Annotated in this window: 16 protein-coding genes; 8 read left to right on the top strand and 8 right to left on the bottom strand. The window is 64.7% G+C overall.

Annotated elements, in window-relative coordinates; translation table 11 throughout:
* Positions 1–30: 30 nt before the first annotated feature.
* Both EJC47_RS13555 and epsC read right to left on the bottom strand, forming a co-directional pair.
* A complete protein-coding gene (locus EJC47_RS13555) occupies positions 31–540 on the bottom strand; it encodes a thioredoxin family protein (RefSeq protein ID WP_033963487.1) in 510 nt (169 codons plus the stop codon).
* Positions 541–596: 56 nt separating this feature from the next.
* Positions 597–1541 carry a serine O-acetyltransferase EpsC gene (gene epsC, locus EJC47_RS13560; protein WP_126848436.1) on the bottom strand — a complete coding sequence of 315 codons (945 nt, stop codon included), beginning with the start codon at positions 1539–1541 and terminating at the stop codon, positions 597–599.
* Between the two features lie 432 nt (positions 1542–1973).
* Between epsC and EJC47_RS13565 the strand changes: the two genes are divergently transcribed.
* Genes EJC47_RS13565 through EJC47_RS13590 form a run of 6 tightly spaced genes read left to right on the top strand, consistent with a single transcriptional unit; the run spans position 1974 to position 9177 of the window.
* On the top strand, positions 1974–4370 hold the full coding sequence (locus EJC47_RS13565; RefSeq protein ID WP_126848438.1) for a TonB-dependent receptor: 2397 nt from the start codon (positions 1974–1976) through the stop codon (positions 4368–4370).
* Positions 4371–4372: 2 nt separating this feature from the next.
* Positions 4373–5695, top strand: coding sequence for an LLM class flavin-dependent oxidoreductase (locus EJC47_RS13570; RefSeq protein ID WP_260591581.1), 1323 nt, complete (start codon positions 4373–4375; stop codon positions 5693–5695).
* A 25-nt stretch (positions 5696–5720) separates the two neighbouring features.
* Positions 5721–6659 (top strand): TauD/TfdA dioxygenase family protein, encoded by a 939-nt coding sequence (locus tag EJC47_RS13575; protein WP_126848440.1) that lies wholly within the window; start codon positions 5721–5723, stop codon positions 6657–6659.
* Positions 6656–7636 carry an aliphatic sulfonate ABC transporter substrate-binding protein gene (locus EJC47_RS13580; protein ID WP_126848442.1) on the top strand — a complete coding sequence of 327 codons (981 nt, stop codon included), beginning with the start codon at positions 6656–6658 and terminating at the stop codon, positions 7634–7636. The genes EJC47_RS13575 and EJC47_RS13580 overlap by 4 nt, the downstream gene beginning before the upstream one ends.
* Positions 7633–8418, top strand: coding sequence for an ABC transporter permease subunit (locus EJC47_RS13585; protein WP_126848444.1), 786 nt, complete (start codon positions 7633–7635; stop codon positions 8416–8418). Before EJC47_RS13580 ends, EJC47_RS13585 begins: the two co-directional genes overlap by 4 nt.
* A 3-nt stretch (positions 8419–8421) precedes the next feature.
* On the top strand, positions 8422–9177 hold the full coding sequence (locus EJC47_RS13590) for an ABC transporter ATP-binding protein (RefSeq protein ID WP_126848446.1): 756 nt from the start codon (positions 8422–8424) through the stop codon (positions 9175–9177).
* Between the two features lie 21 nt (positions 9178–9198).
* Here the strand turns inward: EJC47_RS13590 and ssuD are convergent, their stop codons facing one another.
* Both ssuD and EJC47_RS13600 read right to left on the bottom strand, forming a co-directional pair.
* Entirely contained in the window at positions 9199–10368 is a 1170-nt protein-coding gene (gene ssuD / locus EJC47_RS13595; RefSeq protein WP_126848449.1) for an FMNH2-dependent alkanesulfonate monooxygenase, read from the bottom strand.
* A 223-nt stretch (positions 10369–10591) separates the two neighbouring features.
* A complete protein-coding gene (locus EJC47_RS13600) occupies positions 10592–10795 on the bottom strand; it encodes a hypothetical protein (RefSeq protein ID WP_126848451.1) in 204 nt (67 codons plus the stop codon).
* Between EJC47_RS13600 and EJC47_RS13605 the strand changes: the two genes are divergently transcribed.
* On the top strand, positions 10794–11702 hold the full coding sequence (locus tag EJC47_RS13605; protein WP_126848453.1) for an ATP-grasp domain-containing protein: 909 nt from the start codon (positions 10794–10796) through the stop codon (positions 11700–11702). The genes EJC47_RS13600 and EJC47_RS13605 overlap by 2 nt on opposite strands.
* Positions 11702–12715 carry an LLM class flavin-dependent oxidoreductase gene (locus EJC47_RS13610; protein WP_126848455.1) on the top strand — a complete coding sequence of 338 codons (1014 nt, stop codon included), beginning with the start codon at positions 11702–11704 and terminating at the stop codon, positions 12713–12715. Before EJC47_RS13605 ends, EJC47_RS13610 begins: the two co-directional genes overlap by 1 nt.
* Before the next feature lie 132 nt (positions 12716–12847).
* On the opposite strand, the gene EJC47_RS13620 is transcribed toward EJC47_RS13610, so the two are convergent.
* The 4 genes from EJC47_RS13620 to EJC47_RS13635 all read right to left on the bottom strand — a co-directional run bounded on the left by EJC47_RS13620 (position 12848) and on the right by EJC47_RS13635 (position 17198).
* Entirely contained in the window at positions 12848–14047 is a 1200-nt protein-coding gene (locus EJC47_RS13620) for a dipeptidase (protein WP_126848457.1), read from the bottom strand.
* A 15-nt stretch (positions 14048–14062) separates the two neighbouring features.
* A complete protein-coding gene (locus tag EJC47_RS13625; RefSeq protein ID WP_126848459.1) occupies positions 14063–14872 on the bottom strand; it encodes a phosphate/phosphite/phosphonate ABC transporter substrate-binding protein in 810 nt (269 codons plus the stop codon).
* Positions 14869–15777 (bottom strand): fatty acid desaturase, encoded by a 909-nt coding sequence (locus EJC47_RS13630; protein ID WP_260591582.1) that lies wholly within the window; start codon positions 15775–15777, stop codon positions 14869–14871. Before EJC47_RS13630 ends, EJC47_RS13625 begins: the two co-directional genes overlap by 4 nt.
* Positions 15778–16004: 227 nt before the next feature.
* Positions 16005–17198, bottom strand: a complete 1194-nt coding sequence (locus EJC47_RS13635) for an MFS transporter (RefSeq protein WP_033967450.1) — start codon at positions 17196–17198, stop codon at positions 16005–16007.
* Between the last annotated feature and the right edge of the window lie 236 nt (positions 17199–17434).

Consider the following 17434-nt stretch of genomic DNA (forward strand, 5'->3'; position numbering starts at 1 on the left):
CGAAGCGCCCAAGCACGCGCTGCCGCGCTATCAGGTCCACTGCGCGAGCCAGTCCGCAAGCGCCTGCGGCGTCATGTGCCGGGCATCGCGCAGTGCCAGCGTATGCCCGTCATTGACCAGGCGGTTGGTTTTGGGATCGACGATCAGAACGGCTGGCGCGCCGCGATCGTAGTGCGCGCCATAGCGATCGGCGATGTCGAGATTCTTGTCGTAGCGGCCGATATCGACTTCGACGATGACGAAATGACGATCGAGGAAAGGCCTTACCTCAGGCAGCGCAAAGATCCCCGCCAGTACCCGACAATCTGGGCACCAATTGCCCCCCATGTCGATCAACAGGCGTTTGCGTTCGCGTTTGGCGCGTTTGATTGCGGCGGCGAGATCGGCATGCGCATCGGCTTTCTCGTCATAGGGCAAGGGCAGTGGCTTGGCCAAATCGTCGATCGTCGCGGCCGCTACATGCGGAGCGGGGGCTGGCGTTGCCGCGCTGGCCCCGGTGACCAAAACGGATGCGAAAGCAAGGACGGCCAGGGTTTTCATGCAAGTCTCCACCTTTGACAAAACCATGCGATGCGATTGCCGCTTGGCTGCGCGCATCATTCGCCGGGCCGCTTTGGGCGGATGACCGGAACGGACGCCTCGACCACGCTGTCGGGCGGCACATCGCCGCGCAGCCACACATTTCCAGCAATGCGTGTGCGTGCGCCGATCGTGATCGGGCCGAGCAACACGGCACCGGCGAAAATGACGACATCGTCGGCGATCGCGGGGTGGCGTCGCGTCGTGCCGCCCTCTACGGCTGCCGCAGCCCCGCCGGCCGGCAACGGCTCTCCCCCCAACGTGACACCTTGATACAGCCGCACACGGTTGCCGATCGTTGCGGTTTCGCCGATCACGATCCCGGTGCCGTGGTCGATAAAAAAGCTGCGGCCGATCTGCGCGCCGGGATGGATATCGATGCCGGTTTCGGCATGCGCGATCTCGGCGATGACCCGCGCGACCAGCGGAGCGCCCAGCCGATGCAGGCGGTGGGCGAGCCGATAGTGGATGATCGCCGCCAGCGACGGATAGGACAACAGGACCTCATCGACGCTGCGCGCCGCAGGATCATTGGCGTAGCCTGCGTCGACATCGTCATCGAGCGCGCGCCGGATGTCGGGCAGGCCTGCTGTAAATGCGCCGAGAATGCGCTCGACCTCCAGGCCTTCGGCCACCCGGTCGATCTCGGGCCGCGCAACGCGCAGCTCAATCGCAATTTGCGCACCGAGTTGTGAAAGGGTCGATTCAAGCGTGGCCTCGACCCATGCGTTTTCGTTGCCGATCGTGAGTTCGGGCGGCCCTAGCCGCAACGGGAACAACGCGGTGCCAAGCTCGTGCAGGATCCGTCGAAGCGCCAATCGCGAAGGGAACTGGATGCCACGTTCGGCATGACGCGCCTGGCTTGCCCGCCAGTCGCGCCGGGCGTGCTGCAGGCCCTCCACGACAATGCCCAATTCGCGCGGAAAGGCGATCGAGGTCGGGAATGCGGTTGTTTCCGTCATCGTGGTTCCTGTTGGTTGAGAGCCGACAATCCCCGGTGGTCCCGAACAAAGGGAGCCGGCGACCGAACAGCGGGGACGGCCTGCTCGACATTTGCACGGGAGTCGGGGTCAGCGCCGAGCCCGGTTCAAGGTGCCGGGTGGCGCAAACGTCCGCATGCCGGTCCCATTTTTTACCACCCGTTCAATAGACCATCGCGGCGATGGGAATTCAGAAGAAATGCTGTGCCCGGAGAAAATCCGGCTTGTCGATCTTTGCAGGCATCGGGGCGCGAGGCCCGACGTTTGGCCGGTCTTCTGCGGCTAACCCGATGATTTTCTGAACGAAGCGGAGCGGGCTCGCTGCTCGCGAAGAAAAATTTTCACCGTTGAAAGGCGGGAGGCGGTTGTGACGTTCCATTTTCCTATCATTCTAATGGGAAATTGGGGGCGATAATGAAGACTTGGGTACGATCAGGATTTTACTCTGGTGTCGCGATCGGGGCGCTGCTTGCAGGCAGTCCACACGCCGATGCGCAAACGCGGGTGGCGGGAGTGGCACCTGCCGATCGGTCCGAGCCGAGCGAAGACGTCCAGGCCGATCAAGGCTCCGCGGACATTTTGATCACCGCCAGGCGGCGGAGTGAGCGCCTGCAGGACGTGCCGGCGGCGATTACTGCGGTTTCGGGCGACACGCTGCAGGCGCAGCATCTCGACCGGGTCGCCGATTATGCGGCCAAGCTGCCGAATTTCGCGGCGGTCCAGCAGAATACACGCGTATCCGGCCTTTATGTGCGCGGCCTTGGCGGCAACGCCAACAATGACGGCGCGGAGGGCGGCGTCGGCCTGATCGTCGACAACGTGTTTTTCACCCATGTCGGGTTCAGTTGGCTCGATTTTGTCGATCTCGACCATATCGAGCTGGTGCGCGGGCCGCAGGGCACGCTGCTCGGCAAGAACACTACGATCGGCGCGCTGATCGTCACGACCAAGCGACCGAGCTTTACGCCTGAGCTCAATCTCGAGGCGGGCTATGCCAATTACGGGCGTTACCAGATCCGCGCCAATGCGACCGGCCCGGTGATAGGCGACACGCTGGCCTATCGCCTGACCTATTATCGCGACGCGTCGAATGGCTGGGCGCGCAATGCCTATGACGGGCAGAAATATCTCGACGTCAATCGCTGGGCGGTGCGCGGGCAATTGCTGTTCGAAAGCGGGCCGGTCACCAGCCGTCTGATCGCCGAGCATTATGAGACCAGCGAATATAACAATTACTATCCCAATTTCGCCGATGCCAAGACGTTTGCCAACGGCGCAGTGCGCGCTGCCAGTTGGGACACGAAGGTTCGCGGGCTGTTCGGCTATACGCCGAGCTACGATGTCGGGCGCAATGCCGATCTCAACACGCAGGACCGCATCGACAGCCGTGTCACCGGCGTTTCCAACGAACTGACCGTCAAGCTCGGTGCGCATACGCTGACGGCGGTGTCGGCATGGCGGCAACTGCGCTTTCGTCCGCGTAACGACAGCGACGGATCGCCCTTTTCGATTCTGCGGGCGGGCTATGACGTCGATGTCGACCAATATTCGCAGGAAGTGCGGTTGGCGTCGCCGACCGGCGGCGCGCTCGAGTATCAGGTCGGTGGGTATTTCCTGCGCGAGGATCTGGTCAGCAACAACCGCTCGATCTTCCAGGCGGACTCGACCAAATGGTTCCTGACCGGCGCGCTGCCGACGGCGGCGTTGTCGCCCGCGATCCTCAACGGGGTCGAGTACGATCAATATGGCACACTGCACGTCACCAGCGGTGCAGGCTTTGGGCAGGCAACATGGCATCTTGCTGACCGGCTCAGCCTCACTGGCGGCGTGCGCTTCACGCGCGAGACCAAGCGGGCGTCCAATACGGGCCTGACCTTCGGCGGCGCGACGCTGCCGGGCGCGCTCGCGCCGGCGCGCGCCGCGATCCTGTCGGCCTTTGGCGGCATCTTTCCGACCTATGCCGATAGCCGCACGACCGACAGCTGGTCGTGGCTGGTCAACCCGTCGTACAAGATCAGCGATGCTGTGTTGCTCTATGCCTCGGTCAGTTATGGCGAGAAGTCGGGGGCAGCCAATCTGAGCGCGACGCCCAATTTGAGCGCGACGCCGGGGCCGGGCAAACCCCTCATCATCAACCCCGAAAAATCGACCGATTATGAGATCGGGGTGAAAACCAAGCTGTTCGGTGGCCGCGCAACGCTGAACGGCAATCTCTATTGGAACGATATTCGGGATTATCAGGCCGCGCAGATCGATCTGACACGGCCGACGCTCGGCAACTTCCTCGGCAATGCCGCCAGGGTCCGGCTGCGCGGTGTCGAGATTGAAGGCGAAGCGAAGCTGGGCGGTGGGTTCAGCGCGTCGCTCAACGGATCGTTCAACGACGCGACCTATCGATCGTACACCAATGCGCCGGCACCCATCGAGTTTAGCAACGTCGTTTCCACGGTCGATCTGTCGGGCAAGCGCGTCATCGGCTCATCGAAATGGTCGGGGCAGGCGAGCCTCAATTATGATGCACCGATCAGCCGTCGCGTCGCGCTCACTGCGTATCTCAATCAGACCTATCGCAGCGCGACCAACCTGCTCAACCCCTATTCGGCCTATGGCAATCAGGGAGGCTATGGCCTGACCAATGGCGGGATCGGCCTGCATGGCATCGATGGGCGCTACTCGCTGCTGTTCTGGGCGCGCAACATCTTCGACAAGCGCTATGCGGTCGGGATCGGGGCGGAAAATTCGGTCAGCCCCTTCGTCAAGGTGCTCGGCGATCCGCGCACCTTCGGCGCGACGCTCAAGGGCAAGTTCTGAGCGTGGCCAAGCGGCAGATGAAATTGGGTGCCTTTCTGATGGGGGTGGGCCACCATCTCGCCGCGTGGCTGCATCCGTCGGTACGCCCGCAGGATTTGACCGAGCTGGCGCATTATACCCGACTGGCGCAAGCCGCCGAGGCGGCGAAGTTCGATGCGCTTTTCTTTGCCGACAATGTCGCGGCCTTCGGCGGCGGCCCGCTCGCTGAGCAGATCGCGCCGGTTTATTATCTCGACCCGCTGACCCTGCTGGCGGCGCTCGCGCCGGTAACGCAGCAGATCGGCTTGGTCGCGACGGTGTCGGCGACCTATTTCCCGCCCTATCATCTGGCGCGCAAATTCGCCTCGCTCGACCAGATCAGCGGCGGGCGCGCGGGATGGAATTGCGTGACCTCGGCGTCCGATGGCGAGGCGCGCAATTTCGGACTCGACGCGCAGCTCGACCATGCCGAACGCTACGCGCGGGCGCACGAATATCTCGATGTCGTGCGCGCGCTGTGGGATAGCTGGGACGACGATGCCTTGCTGTTCGACCAAAGCGGACGGCGCTTCTTCGATGCGGCAAAGGTCCGCCCGATCGACCATGCCGGTGCGCACTTCCGCGTCGCCGGACCGTCGCAGACCGGACGGCCGGTGCAGGGGCATCCGGTCATCGCCCAGGCAGGCTCTTCGGCGGACGGCGTCAAACTGGCAGGGGCTACGGCCGAAATCGTGTTCACCGCGCAGCAATCGCTCGCCGACGCGCTGACCTTTGCCGATGCCGTGCGCACGGCAGCGGTAGCGGCGGGCCGATCGCGCGATGCGGTGGTGATCCTGCCCGGTATCATGCCGTTCGTGGCCGAGACGACGGACCAGGCACAGGCCCTGCACGACGAACTGCAGGATCTGGTCGATCCGCGCATTGGCCTCGGCCTTGTCTCGACGCTGATGGGGTGGGACCTGTCAGGCTATCCGGTCGATGGGCCGGTGCCGGAAGCCCCTACCACCAACGGCTGGCAGAGCCGCCAGAAGCTGTTCGTCGATACCGCCCGCGCGGAAGGGCTCAGCATCCGCCAGCTTGTCGCGCGCGTCGCCAGCGCGCGCGGGCACAAGGTGGTGATCGGCACGCCCGCGCACATCGCCGACGAGCTCGAAGCGTGGTTCGTGGCCGGGGCAGCCGACGGCTTCAACATTCTGCCCCCGACCTTGCCCGCCGGGCTTGATGACTTTGCGCGGCTGGTCATCCCCGAACTGCAGCGGCGTGGACTGTTCCGCACCGAATATGAAGGCAGCACGCTGCGCGACCATCTTGGACTTCAGCGGCCGCTCGTGCGGCTGGCCGCGTGACACTTTTCGACGGAGGAGACTTGCCATGACGACGTCTGCCAATGCCTATCTCAATGCACCGGACCCGGACGGTATCCTTGATGTCCTTCCAGTCGGCGGCCGGATTGGCGCGGAGGTTCGCGGGGTGCGGTTGAGCGCAGCGCTTGACGACACCACACTCGCCGCGGTGCGTGCGGCGCTGGTCCGGCACAAGGTGCTGTTCTTTCGCGGGCAGGGGCATCTCGACGATGCCGGCCACGAAGCGTTCGGCAAGCGCTTTGGCAAGCCGGTTGCGCATCCGACGGTGCCGAGCCGTGGCGGCGATTTCCTGTTCGAACTCGATTCTCACATCGGCGGCCGCGCCAACCATTGGCATACCGACGTGACCTTCGTTGACGGCTATCCCTTCGCCTCGATCCTGCGCGCGGTGACGATCCCGGCAGCGGGCGGCGACACCGTGTGGGCGAACACAGCGGCGGCCTATCAGAACCTGCCCGAGGAATTGCGCCTGCTCGCCGACCGGCTGCGCGCGATCCACAGCAACGCCTATGACTATGCGGCCCAGCGGCCCGAGGCGAGCGAGCGCGAAATCAACCTGCACAAGCACATTTTCGCCTCGACCGTTTACGAGGTCGAGCATCCGGTGGTCCGCGTCCATCCCGAAAACGGCGAGCGTAGCTTGCTGCTCGGCGGTTTCGTCAAGCGCATTCTCGGCGTGTCGGCGAGCGAGTCGCAGCGCATCTACGAGATCCTGCAAAGCTATGTGACGCGACTGGAAAACACCGTGCGCTGGCGCTGGAGCGAGGGCGATGTGGTGATCTGGGACAATCGCGCGACACAGCATTACGCGATCGACGATTATGGCGACCAGCACCGCGTGGTGCGCCGCGTTACGCTCGATGGCGAAATCCCGCGCGGAGTCGATGGGCGCGAAAGCCGACAGATTCTCCCCGAACCCACCGCCTTGCTGGAAGCGGCGGAATGATCCGTCGTCAGATCCTGGGCCTGATCGGCGGCGGTGTCGCGGCGCTGGCGCTGGTTGGCTGTGGCAGTGCGAAGCACGACTCATCGGACAAGGGCGTCGTCTTCGCCACCCAGAAGAACGGCGTTCCGTTTCTTGCGCAAGCGCGCGGCGAGTTTGAGAAGCGGCTGAAGGCGCGCGGGATCGGCCCGGTCAAATGGGTCGAATTTCCCTCCGGCCCGCCGCTGATCGAGGCGATCCGCGCAGGCGCGGTCGACATCGGCCTCGTGGGCGATACGCCAGTGGTTTACGCCCAAGCGGCGGGGACCGATCTCTATTATGTCGCGGCGCAGAGCGTGCCCGGGCTGGTCGGCAGCGGGCTGGTGGTACCCAAGGGATCGACGGTCAAAAGCTTCGCCGATCTGAAGGGCAAGAAGGTCGCCTATACCAAGGGGTCGGCTTCCGAATATGCGATCGCTTCGGCGCTCGGTCGCGTCGGGCTGACGCTGGCGGACATCGTGTCGGTCAACCTCGCCCCCGGCGATGCGCAGACGGCACTGGCCAATGGCTCGATCGATGCGTGGTTGACCTGGGACCCGTATTTCACGCTGGCGCTCGCCCGCAGCAATGCCCGTGAGATCGCCCTTCCGCCAAGCGACCTACGGACTGTTGCGCTCTACGTTGCGTCGGGCAAGTTCACACGGGACCGGACCGATGTGTTGAAGGTGACGCTCGATGAATTGCGTGCCGAAGCGGCATGGGGCAACGCGCATCGCACCTTCTATCGCGATGCTGTCGCCAAGGCGACGCGGCTGCCGCTGCCGGTGCTCGACGGGATGCTCGCCCGCTACAAGGACTTCCTGTTTGCGGTAGATCCGATCACCCCCGCCGATATCGCCACCCAGCAACGCGTGGCGGATTATCTGTTGGCGGCGAAGGTCATCCCGAGGAAGATCGATGCCGCAAAAGCGGCGTGGACCGGCTGGACACCCGCAAAATGAGCCGGGAACGGCGCTGGGCTCTGGCGAACAGCGCGCTCACCCCAGCGATCGTGCCGGTGGGATTGCTGCTTGCCTGGCAGCTGGCTTCAAGCCTTGGCGTGCTGCCGTCCAATATCCTGCCCGCACCGACGGCGGTGGTGGTCGCGGCGGGGGAATTGATCGCCAACGGGCAACTCGTCGCCAATCTCGCGGTCAGCACCGCGCGCGCGCTGACCGGGCTGGTGGCGGGCGGCGCGATCAGTTTCCTGCTGGGCCTGCTGTGCGGCGTGTCGCCAACCGCGCGGCGGCTGCTAGACCCGACCTTGCAGATGGTGCGCACGATTCCGCATCTCGCGTTGCTGCCGCTCGTCATTTTGTGGTTCGGCATTGGCGAGCAGGCCAAGGTGCTGCTCGTCGCCTGGGGCATCTTCTTTCCGATCTACCTCAACACCTATCACGGCGTCGTTTCGACCGACCCGCAGGTGATCGAGATGGGGCGGATCTACGGCATGTCGCGCTGGGACCTGTTCCGCCGCGTGATCTTTCCCGGTGCCCTGCCCTCGATCCTGGTCGGCTTGCGCTTCGGGCTGGGCATCATGTGGCTGACGCTGATCGTCGCCGAGACGATCGCCGCCAATTCGGGCATCGGTTATATGGCGATGCAGGCGCGCGAGTTCAGCCAGACCGACATCATCGTGCTGTCGATCTTCGTCTATGCCGCGCTCGGCAAGCTGGCCGACAGCCTGACCCGCTTGCTCGAACGTCGTCTCCTGCGCTGGAACCCCGCTTATGCCTTGGCTTGATCGATGAGTGCGCCTCAGCTCCGCGTCGTCGCCCCGACCGTCAGGCCGCGCACTGGCGCGCCGGTGGCGGTGCGGGGCCTGACGGTCGAATTCGGCGAGACCCGGGTGCTCGACCGGCTGGATCTCGATCTGGCGGCGGGCGAGTTCATCTCGATTGTTGGGCGCTCGGGATGCGGCAAAAGCACCTTGTTGCGCGCGATCCTCGGACTGCTGAAGCCGAGTGCGGGGCGGATCGACACCGATGTCGCCGCCGCCCGCGTCGTCTTTCAGGAACCGCGCCTGCTGCCCTGGGCAAGCGTGCGCGACAATGTCGCCGTCGGTGCGCGTGGCATTTCCGACCGTGCCGAGCGGGATCGCCTGATCGACGCGCGGCTGGCGGAGGTCGGGCTGGCCGACAAGGCGAATGCCTGGCCCGCCAACCTGTCGGGTGGCCAGCGCCAGCGGGTGTCGCTGGCGCGCGCGCTCATCAGCCGACCGCGCCTGCTGGTGCTCGACGAGCCGCTTGGCGCGCTCGATGCGCTTACCCGGATCGAGATGCAGGGGCTGCTGGAACGCGTCTGGGCGAGCGAGAGCTTTTCCGCGTTGCTGGTGACGCACGACGTCGCCGAAGCGGTGGCACTGGGCGACCGGGTGATCGTGCTGGAGGGCGGGCGCATCTCGCTCGACATCCGCATCGACGTGCCACGGCCGCGTCGGCACGGCGATGCCGAGCTGGCGCGGGTCGAAGGGCTTATCCTCGATCGCTTGCTCGGGCGTTAGAAGGAGCCCTGCTTTACACCCTCACGTAACGCGCCCAGCGGCACTCTGCCCCGCAATTGGGGGGAGCAGCGGGCGGACGGGCGGCAATGCCTCAACCGAGCGGTTGGGTAGGTTGAGCTTGGGGAAGAGCAACTCGGCGACGCGGTACGCTTCCTCGATATGCGGGTAGCCCGAGCCGATCACCGTATCGATCCCGATATCGGCATATTCCTGCAAGCGCTCGGCGATGCTGTCGGGGCTGCCCACCAAGGCGGTGCCCGCCCCCGTGCGGACCAGCCCGATGCCAGCCCACAAATTGGGGGCGAGTTCGAGATTGTCGCGGCTGCCCTTGTGCAACGCCTGCATCCGCGCCTGGCCGACCGAGTCCGAGCCCTTGCTCAGCATCGCCTGGAACTGCTCGATCTGCACGTCGGAGACATGCCGGATGAGATCATGTGCGGCGGCCCAGGCAGCGTCGTCGGTTTCGCGGACGATGAAGTGGATCCGCAAGCCAAAGCGGATCGTGCGCCCGCGCTTGGCGGCGCGGGCGCGGACGTCGTCGATCACTTCTTTCAGTTGCTGCGGCGGTTCGCCCCAGGCGAGATAGACGTCGACATGCTCGGCGGCGATCTCTCGCGCGATGTCGGAGGATCCGCCGAACCACACCGGCGCGTGCGGGGTTTGCACGAACGGGAAATTGAGCTGTCCGCCGGTGATTGACAGATATTTGCCCTGCTGCGTGACCGTGTCGCCGCGCGCCAGCTTGCGCCAGATGTCGAGGAATTCGGCAGTCTGTTCATAGCGTTCGGTATGATCGAGATAGATGCCGTCCTGTGCCAGCATTCGCGGGCTGCCGCCGGTCACGACGTTGAGCAATGCGCGCCCGTTGCTCAGTCGGTCGAGCGCGGCGGCCTGGCGGACCGCTTCGGCGGGGGCGGTGAGACCGGGGCGCAGCGCCACCAGCAGTTTCAGGCGCTCGGTGAACGGCGCGATCGACGCGGCGGTGATCCAGGCGTCGGCACAGCCCGCGCCGGTCGGCATCAATACGCCGTAGAAGCCAAGCCGATCTGCGGTCACCGCCACTTCGCGCAGATAAGCAGGCGTCGGCGCGCGTTCGCCGATCGGCGAGGCGAGATAGCGCGCGTCGCCGCCCGAGGGGATGAACCACAGGAAATCAAGCGGAGTGCGTGGCTGCGATACGACTTGGATCATGTAACTCTCCCTTGCGACACTAAGGGTGGACGCTTGCGGACTGTCCGACCCTTAGGTTCGGGTGCAGGTTCGGTCCGGATCGGGGGGAAGGGGCGGGCATCGCGGCAGACGCAAAATCCATTGCCGGACTTTCGAAAGAGCGCCTGATGCTGGGGAAGGAGCGCGAGGGACGTTCGATTCATGCGGATGCGTTGTTCCGTGCGGCCGGTGAAAAGGCTTGCGCTTAATGTCCTTCAAAAGGATAGGGATTGCAACGCAGCGAAACCCTTAGCGCAGCCAAGAACAGCTTCTTTCGTGGTGAGTGAGGTGGTGAGACCGTAAACCGCCGCTTGGCCGGGCGATAGCGATCATCGGTGGCGGTACCGTCGCGGTCGTGGCAGGCGCGGCTTTTCCACGCCTTCAGAACCGAGACCGTCAGAGTTGCCATGACAGACCTTGCCCTGCTGTACGAACACCCCGCCTGGTTCACGCCGCTGTTCGACGCGCTTGATCGGCGCGGAATCGACTATGTCACCCTCAAGCCCGATGGGCATTTCGACCCCGGCGATCGCCGCGTTCCGGGGCATGTGGTGTTCAACCGTATCGCAATGTCCAGCTTTTTGCGCAGCGACGAACATCCCATCTTTTATGCGGCGGCGCTGCTTGACCACTGGCACCGCGCCGGTGCGCGGATCGTTAACGGGCCGGATGTGCTGGCAATCGATTCGTCCAAGGCACGCCAGCTTTCGCTGATCGCCGGGCTGGGGCTCGCCATTCCCGAAACGCGCATTGTTCACCGCGTCAGCGACGTTGAGGCGGCGGCCGCTTCGCTCGCTTTCCCGCTCGTCGTAAAGGCCAATATCGGGGGCTCGGGCGCGGGGATTGCGCGGTACGATACGCTCGATCAATTGCGCGCGGCGATCGTGGATGGCCTGTTGCCGACGAGCATCGACGGGGTTCTGCTCGTCCAGGATTTCGTGCCCGCGCGGGATGGTACGGTCACGCGGATCGAAACGCTGGACCGCCGCTATCTCTATGCCCTTGATATCGCGGGGGGCGGAGTGTTCGATTTGTGCCCTGCCGACGCATGCCAAATTCCGGGCGCGCCGATCCCGATGGTTTCGGCCGACCCGGCCCCCGGTTGGCGCGACGCGGCGGAGCGGATCGCGCGCGCGGTCAATCTCGACGTCGGCGGGATTGAGGTGATGATCGACGATCGCGACGGCACGCCGCGCTTTTATGATATTAATGCGCTGTCCAATTTCGTCGCGAAGCCGCTCGACATCCTCGGTTGGGATCCGCACGACCGCTTGGTCGACTATCTGGTGCAGGTCATCGAAGGGACGAAAGGCTGATGCGTTATGGATATTGGACGCCGGTGTTCGGCGGCTGGCTGCGCAATGTGGCCGACGAGGGCATGGACGCGAGTTGGGATTATACCCGACGCCTGACCCAGCGGGCCGAACACCTCGGCTATGACCTCACGCTGATCGCCGAGCTCAATCTGAACGATATCAAAGGTATCGATCAGCCCGCGCTCGATGCCTGGTCAACCGCAGCGGCGCTCGCCGCAGTTACCCAGAGCATCGAGCTGATGGTCGCGGTGCGTCCCAACTTTCACCATCCCGCGCTATTCGCCAAAGCCGCCGCTAATATTGACCAAATTGCTGGCGGGCGTCTGGCGCTGAACGTCGTTTCCTCCTGGTGGGCGGATGAAGCGCGGCAATATGGCCTGCAGTTTGACGAGCATGACGATCGGTATGCGCGCACCTCCGAGTGGCTCGACGTGGTCGAAGGGCTGTGGACGCAGGACCGGTTCAGCTTCGACGGGCAATTCTACCGCACCCGGGACGCGATCTGCGCGCCCAAGCCCGCCAAGCGGCCAACGGTCTATGCCGGTGGGGAAAGCGAGAAGGCCAAGGCGATGATCGCGCGTCAGTGCGATGCCTATGTGATGCATGGCGATCCGGTCACTGCGATTGCGCCCAAGATCGCCGACATGGCCGCGCGGCGCGAAGCGGTCGGTGGCGCACCGATGCGCTACGGCATGGCCGCCTATGCGATCGTCCGAGATAGCGAGGCCGAGGCGAAACGCGAGTTGGAGCGGATCACCACGGTGACCGATCTGCCCGCCGGCTATGCCAATTTCGATCAGTGGCTGTCGGGCACGCAGCTTGAGCGCGAATTGAAGATTCAGGAATATTCGGTGTCCAATCGCGGCCTGCGCCCGAATTTGGTCGGCACGCCCGAACAATTGCGCGAACGCATCGCTGAATATGAGGCGGCAGGCCTCGATTTGCTGTTGTTGCAGATGAGCCCGCAGGCCGAGGAAATGGAGCGCTTTGCGGCACAGGTGATGGTGCCGTGATCGAACTGATGGACGTCTTTCCCGGCAACGCCGGCATCGCGTTGGACGGCGTCTCGCCGTAGATCGAACGCGGTGAGGTTTTCGGCGTGATCGGACGTTCGGGTGCAGGCAAATCGCCCCTGACCCGGCGGATCAGCCGCTCGCCGCGAGCCGATAGCGAGGATTGCGTGCATCGATCGCAGCTTGCCAGACGCGCAGCACATTGCCGCCCCAGAGCTGCTCGATCTGCGCCGGGGTGTAGCCACGCTGTCTCAGCGCGGCAGTGACGTTTGCCGTCTCTCCGACATCGGACCATCCGGTTACGCCGCCGCCGTGATTGAAGTCCGACGACAAGGCGACATGGTCGATGCCGATGCGCTTGACCGCATAATCCACTGCGTCGATCAACTCGCGCAACGTCGCTCTGGGCTCGGCACCGACGATCTCGTGGTAGCGGCGGTCATAGTCCGCCTGCTGCTCGGGCGAGAGCACCGTGCTCCCGCTTTCGGAAAGCCCATATCCGGCGCGCAGCTTGGCGACGGCTTCCGTCGTTTGCGGGCTGCGCGCATGTAGATAGGCGCTGAACGCATTGATCGCGATTACGCCACCCTTGGCTTTCAACGCATCGAGCTGCGCATCGCTCAAGTTGCGCGATGCATCGACAAGCGCACGCACGTCCGAGTGGCTGGCGATTACCGGTGCGCGGCTTAGTGCCAGCACCTGATCGAACGCCGCGTCCGACAATTGCGAGACGTCGATCAGAACGCCCAGATCGTTGAGCCGCTGCACCGCCTGCCGCCCGAGCGGCGACAGCCCGCCATGCTCAGCCGTTCTGTCGCCCAACTGCAAGGCAGGGCGCGAGGAATCCGCAAACTGATTGTGCCCGGCGTGGACGAAACCGACGATCCGCACGCCGCGCGCATACCAGCGATCGAATGCGTCGACGTCGTCGCCCGCTGGCCACGCATTGAGCAGGCTCTCGACCACGGCGAAGCGGTGCCCGGCGACGATGCGTCGAACGTCGGCGGGCGAGCGGGCCAGCGCGGCGCGCGTCGGGTTGCCATCGGCGATGGCGTGGATTGCCGCGTCGCGTGCGATCGCGTCGCGCTGCGCGGTTGCCAGCGATGCGGGGTCGCGCGGCCCCTGTGCCACGAACAGGGCAACCGCGGCAGCGGTCAACCCGCCGCTTTGCGCGCGTGCGAGGTCGAACTGGGAACTCGGGTCGTTCAGGCCGTTCCACCCCGGCGTCGCGGCCGTCTTGGGCAGGTCGAGATGCGGATCGAACACGATGGTCTGCGCGGCGATGGGGGTGGCGGCAAGCAGGGCGGCCAGGAACGGGACGGTGTGTCGCATCGAGAGATCCTTTGATCAGAGCAATTCGGGATAGCCGGCCACCACCGCTTCGATCTCAAGCGAGCGCAGTGGCGCGTAGCGTTCGGTGCCGCCGGTGATGATATCGCGCAGGAAGAGTGCGTCGCGCGCAGCGGCGAGGCCGGGATCGGCGACGACCTGCGCGAGTGCAAGGCGCAGCGCGGCGACCGCTTCGATCGGGGTGGCGCGCGACGTGACGAAGGGCGGCGTGGCGCTTTCCGCAGTGGTGGCGAGGATACGCAACGCGTCGATTTGCTCCGGGCTATCGCGTTTCACCGCAGCAAAGGTGACGCTGTCGATGGCGGCGATGTCGGCATCGCCGCGCACGATCGCTGCGACACTCTCCCGATGCGATCCGGTCTGGAGAACGGTGCCGAAGAAGCGACCGCCATCGGCCAGCGGCGCGACGATCGCGCGAAACAGATTCATGCCGGTGTTGGAGTCCGTGCCGTTGATCGCGGCGGCGCGACCACGATAGGCCGGGAGCGTCGGCGCGTCGTCGTGGCGGGCGACCAGGAAGCTGCGGTGCAAACCGAGGCCGGAGGCCGGGGTATCATAGACCGGGGTCGCAAGGACGCGCAGCTTCAGCGACGGATCGGAAATCAGCGGAAATCCGCAAATCTGGCCGAATAACAGATCAGGATCATGCCATAGCGTTTGGACGGTGCGGCTGCGATCGAGGTGGCGCGGTACCCCTTTGATCCCGCGCGCGCCCAGAATGCGGGCAATCTCGTTCCACAGGCGATCGTTTGCGGCTTGCTGCGGCCCATGATCGTACATGCCGAGCGAGGCGACGCGCTGCTTCATACGGACGTGCGATGGGTGGGGTGGAGCGGCGCGTCGTGCGAACGGAGCGCGAAGCGGCGCAGGATCTGGCCATAACCATCATAGACGACCGCGCCCGGCGGGATCAGCTGGGTGCGGTTCCGGCGGTGATAGGCGGGCAGGCGATACCAGGCGAGGCCGGGCCGCGCGTGATGCGCTGCGTGCAGATTGTTGTTCAGGAAAAGCAACGCCAAAAGACCGCCACGCTCGACAGTTGCCGCCCGGCTGGGTGTGGTCAGGTCCGCGCGGTGCTCGGCGTGGCTGCGCAACGCGGTGAGCGCCATGCCGGGATAGACGAAATACGCACAATAGCTCGCAAGACCGAGACCGACCCAGTCGAGCCACGCCAGCAAGAGCATGACCGCCCCCAGATGTGGCACCCAGTCGCGCAACACTGCGCCCGGATCCAACGCGGCTCGGCGTCCCTCGTCGATCAGGAACCGCACGATCGCAATCGGCGGCCCGATCAGCATGTGTCCGAACAAGGTCGACTGCAGCCGTGCCGCCAACCAGGCAACGCCCCGATGTCGATCGACATAGCGCGATTCAGGGTCTGCGAGCGGGTCGGTGATTGCGGGGCTGGCGTGATGCGCGATGTGGCTTCGCCGATAACATGCATAGGGGAGCCACAGGCTCAATGGCACGAAGCCGATTGCCTGATTGATCGCGGGGATAGAGGTCGGATGCCCGTGAATCGTTTCGTGCTGGAGCGAGCCGTGCCATGCCACGATCCAGCCGCCCAACAGCAACAGAACGGGCAATGGCAACGCGTCATGCCAGAGAGTGAGGGCGCTCCAGGCACCATAGATCGTCCCCGCCACCAACGCCGTAGGCCAGTCGAAGCCGTGGCGCGCCTCCGCGGTTCCGGGGGTAAGGGGCATTGGCATGGAGATGTAAAATCCCGGTCCGGAACGTATATCCCAAAACTCTATCAAAGTAGTAGGATATACAACGCTGCCGATCTTGGCCTTTGCCAAGTTTTGCTTTTGTCATCTGCCCCTCCGGTGTCGGGCCGGGGGAGGGGTGGGCGGCAAGCTCCGACCGACCCCGGGCGCAGCAATATTGGCAACGCCTGCGCAGGCTACGCGGATGGTTGTGTTAACGCGCTAGATTGTCAGGACGATACCGCCTCGGATATCGTCTGCACTAAGGGCGCACGGGTTGCCGTCGCCCGCCGGACGCTGACGATCACGGCGACCAAGCCAAGTGCAGAGGCAACGGCACCGGTAAGCGCCACGGCGGGATAGCCGATACCGGCCGCAATGACCCCGCCGCCCGCCGCTGCGCCGATCGCGTTGCCCAGGTTGAACGCGCCGATGTTCATCGCCGAGGCGAGGTTGGGGGCGTCCGAGGCGGCATGCATCACCCGGATCTGCAGGGGCGGGATCAGAGCGAAGCTCGCAATGCCCCATAGAAAGACGAGAATTGCAGTCGGCACGGCAAACGACATCAGCATCGCAAAAGCGACCAGGATCACCGTCAGCGACGCCAGCGTTACGATCAGCGTCCGATCGACCGAGCGATCGGCAAAGCGGCCGCCGAGCCAGTTACCGATGGTCAGCCCCACGCCGTACGTCACCAGCATCGCGGTAACGAAGCCGAGCGACGCGTGCGTCATTTGGCGCAGGATCGGCGTGATGTAGGTGAAGACGGTGAACATCGCGCTCGCCCCGACCACGGTCAGGGCAAGTGCGGCAAGCACCGGTCCGCGCGTCAAGACGCGTAGCTCGGCCATGGCATTGGCGTCCTTGGGGGCAGGCAATACCGGCAGGGTGAGCCGCAATGCGGCCATCGTCGTGACACCCAGCGCGGTAATCCCCCAGAAGGATGTGCGCCACCCGAGATGATCGCCCGCCCAGGTCGCGAGCGGCACGCCGACGATGTTGGCGATCGTGAGCCCCATGAACATCGCCGCGACCGCTCCGGCGCGGCGCTCGGCCGGCACGAGACTTGCGGCGACGACCGAGCCGACACCGAAGAATGCGCCGTGATTGAATGAGGTCAGCACCCGTGCGGCCATCAGCATGGCGTACCCGGTCGATACTGCCGCCAGCAAATTGCCAAGGGTGAAGATACCGGCCAGTGCGATCAGCAATGTCCGCCGTGGCACACGGCCCGTCGTCAACGTCATCAGCGGCGCGCCGATCACCACGCCCAATGCATAAGCGCTGATCAATAACCCGGCGGTCGGTATCGACACGCGAAGATCATTCGCGATGACGGGCAAAAGCCCCATGGGGGCAAATTCGGTGACGCCGATTCCGAAAGCGCCGACGGCAAGGGCAAGGAGGCCGGGATTGAGCTTCATCGATCGAGTCCTCGAACGCGTGCGGGGATCAGGCGAGCGAAGCCGCCCTGCTGGCGATGGGGGGTGTGCGGAGGGGGCGATACGGGGCCGAAGCCAGGCACGGTGACGCGCGGCCGCGATACTCCAGGTTGGCGAACATCCATATCCACATCTCTACTTGCTATGTCGGGGCACAAATGGATTGTCTGGCATTGACTTATTCCGCGCGCCCGGCGCGAAAGATTTTGGATAGCGTT

Origin of the sequence: Sphingomonas sp. TF3, assembly GCF_003985085.1 — a bacterium.
Classification (GTDB): domain Bacteria; phylum Pseudomonadota; class Alphaproteobacteria; order Sphingomonadales; family Sphingomonadaceae; genus Sphingomonas.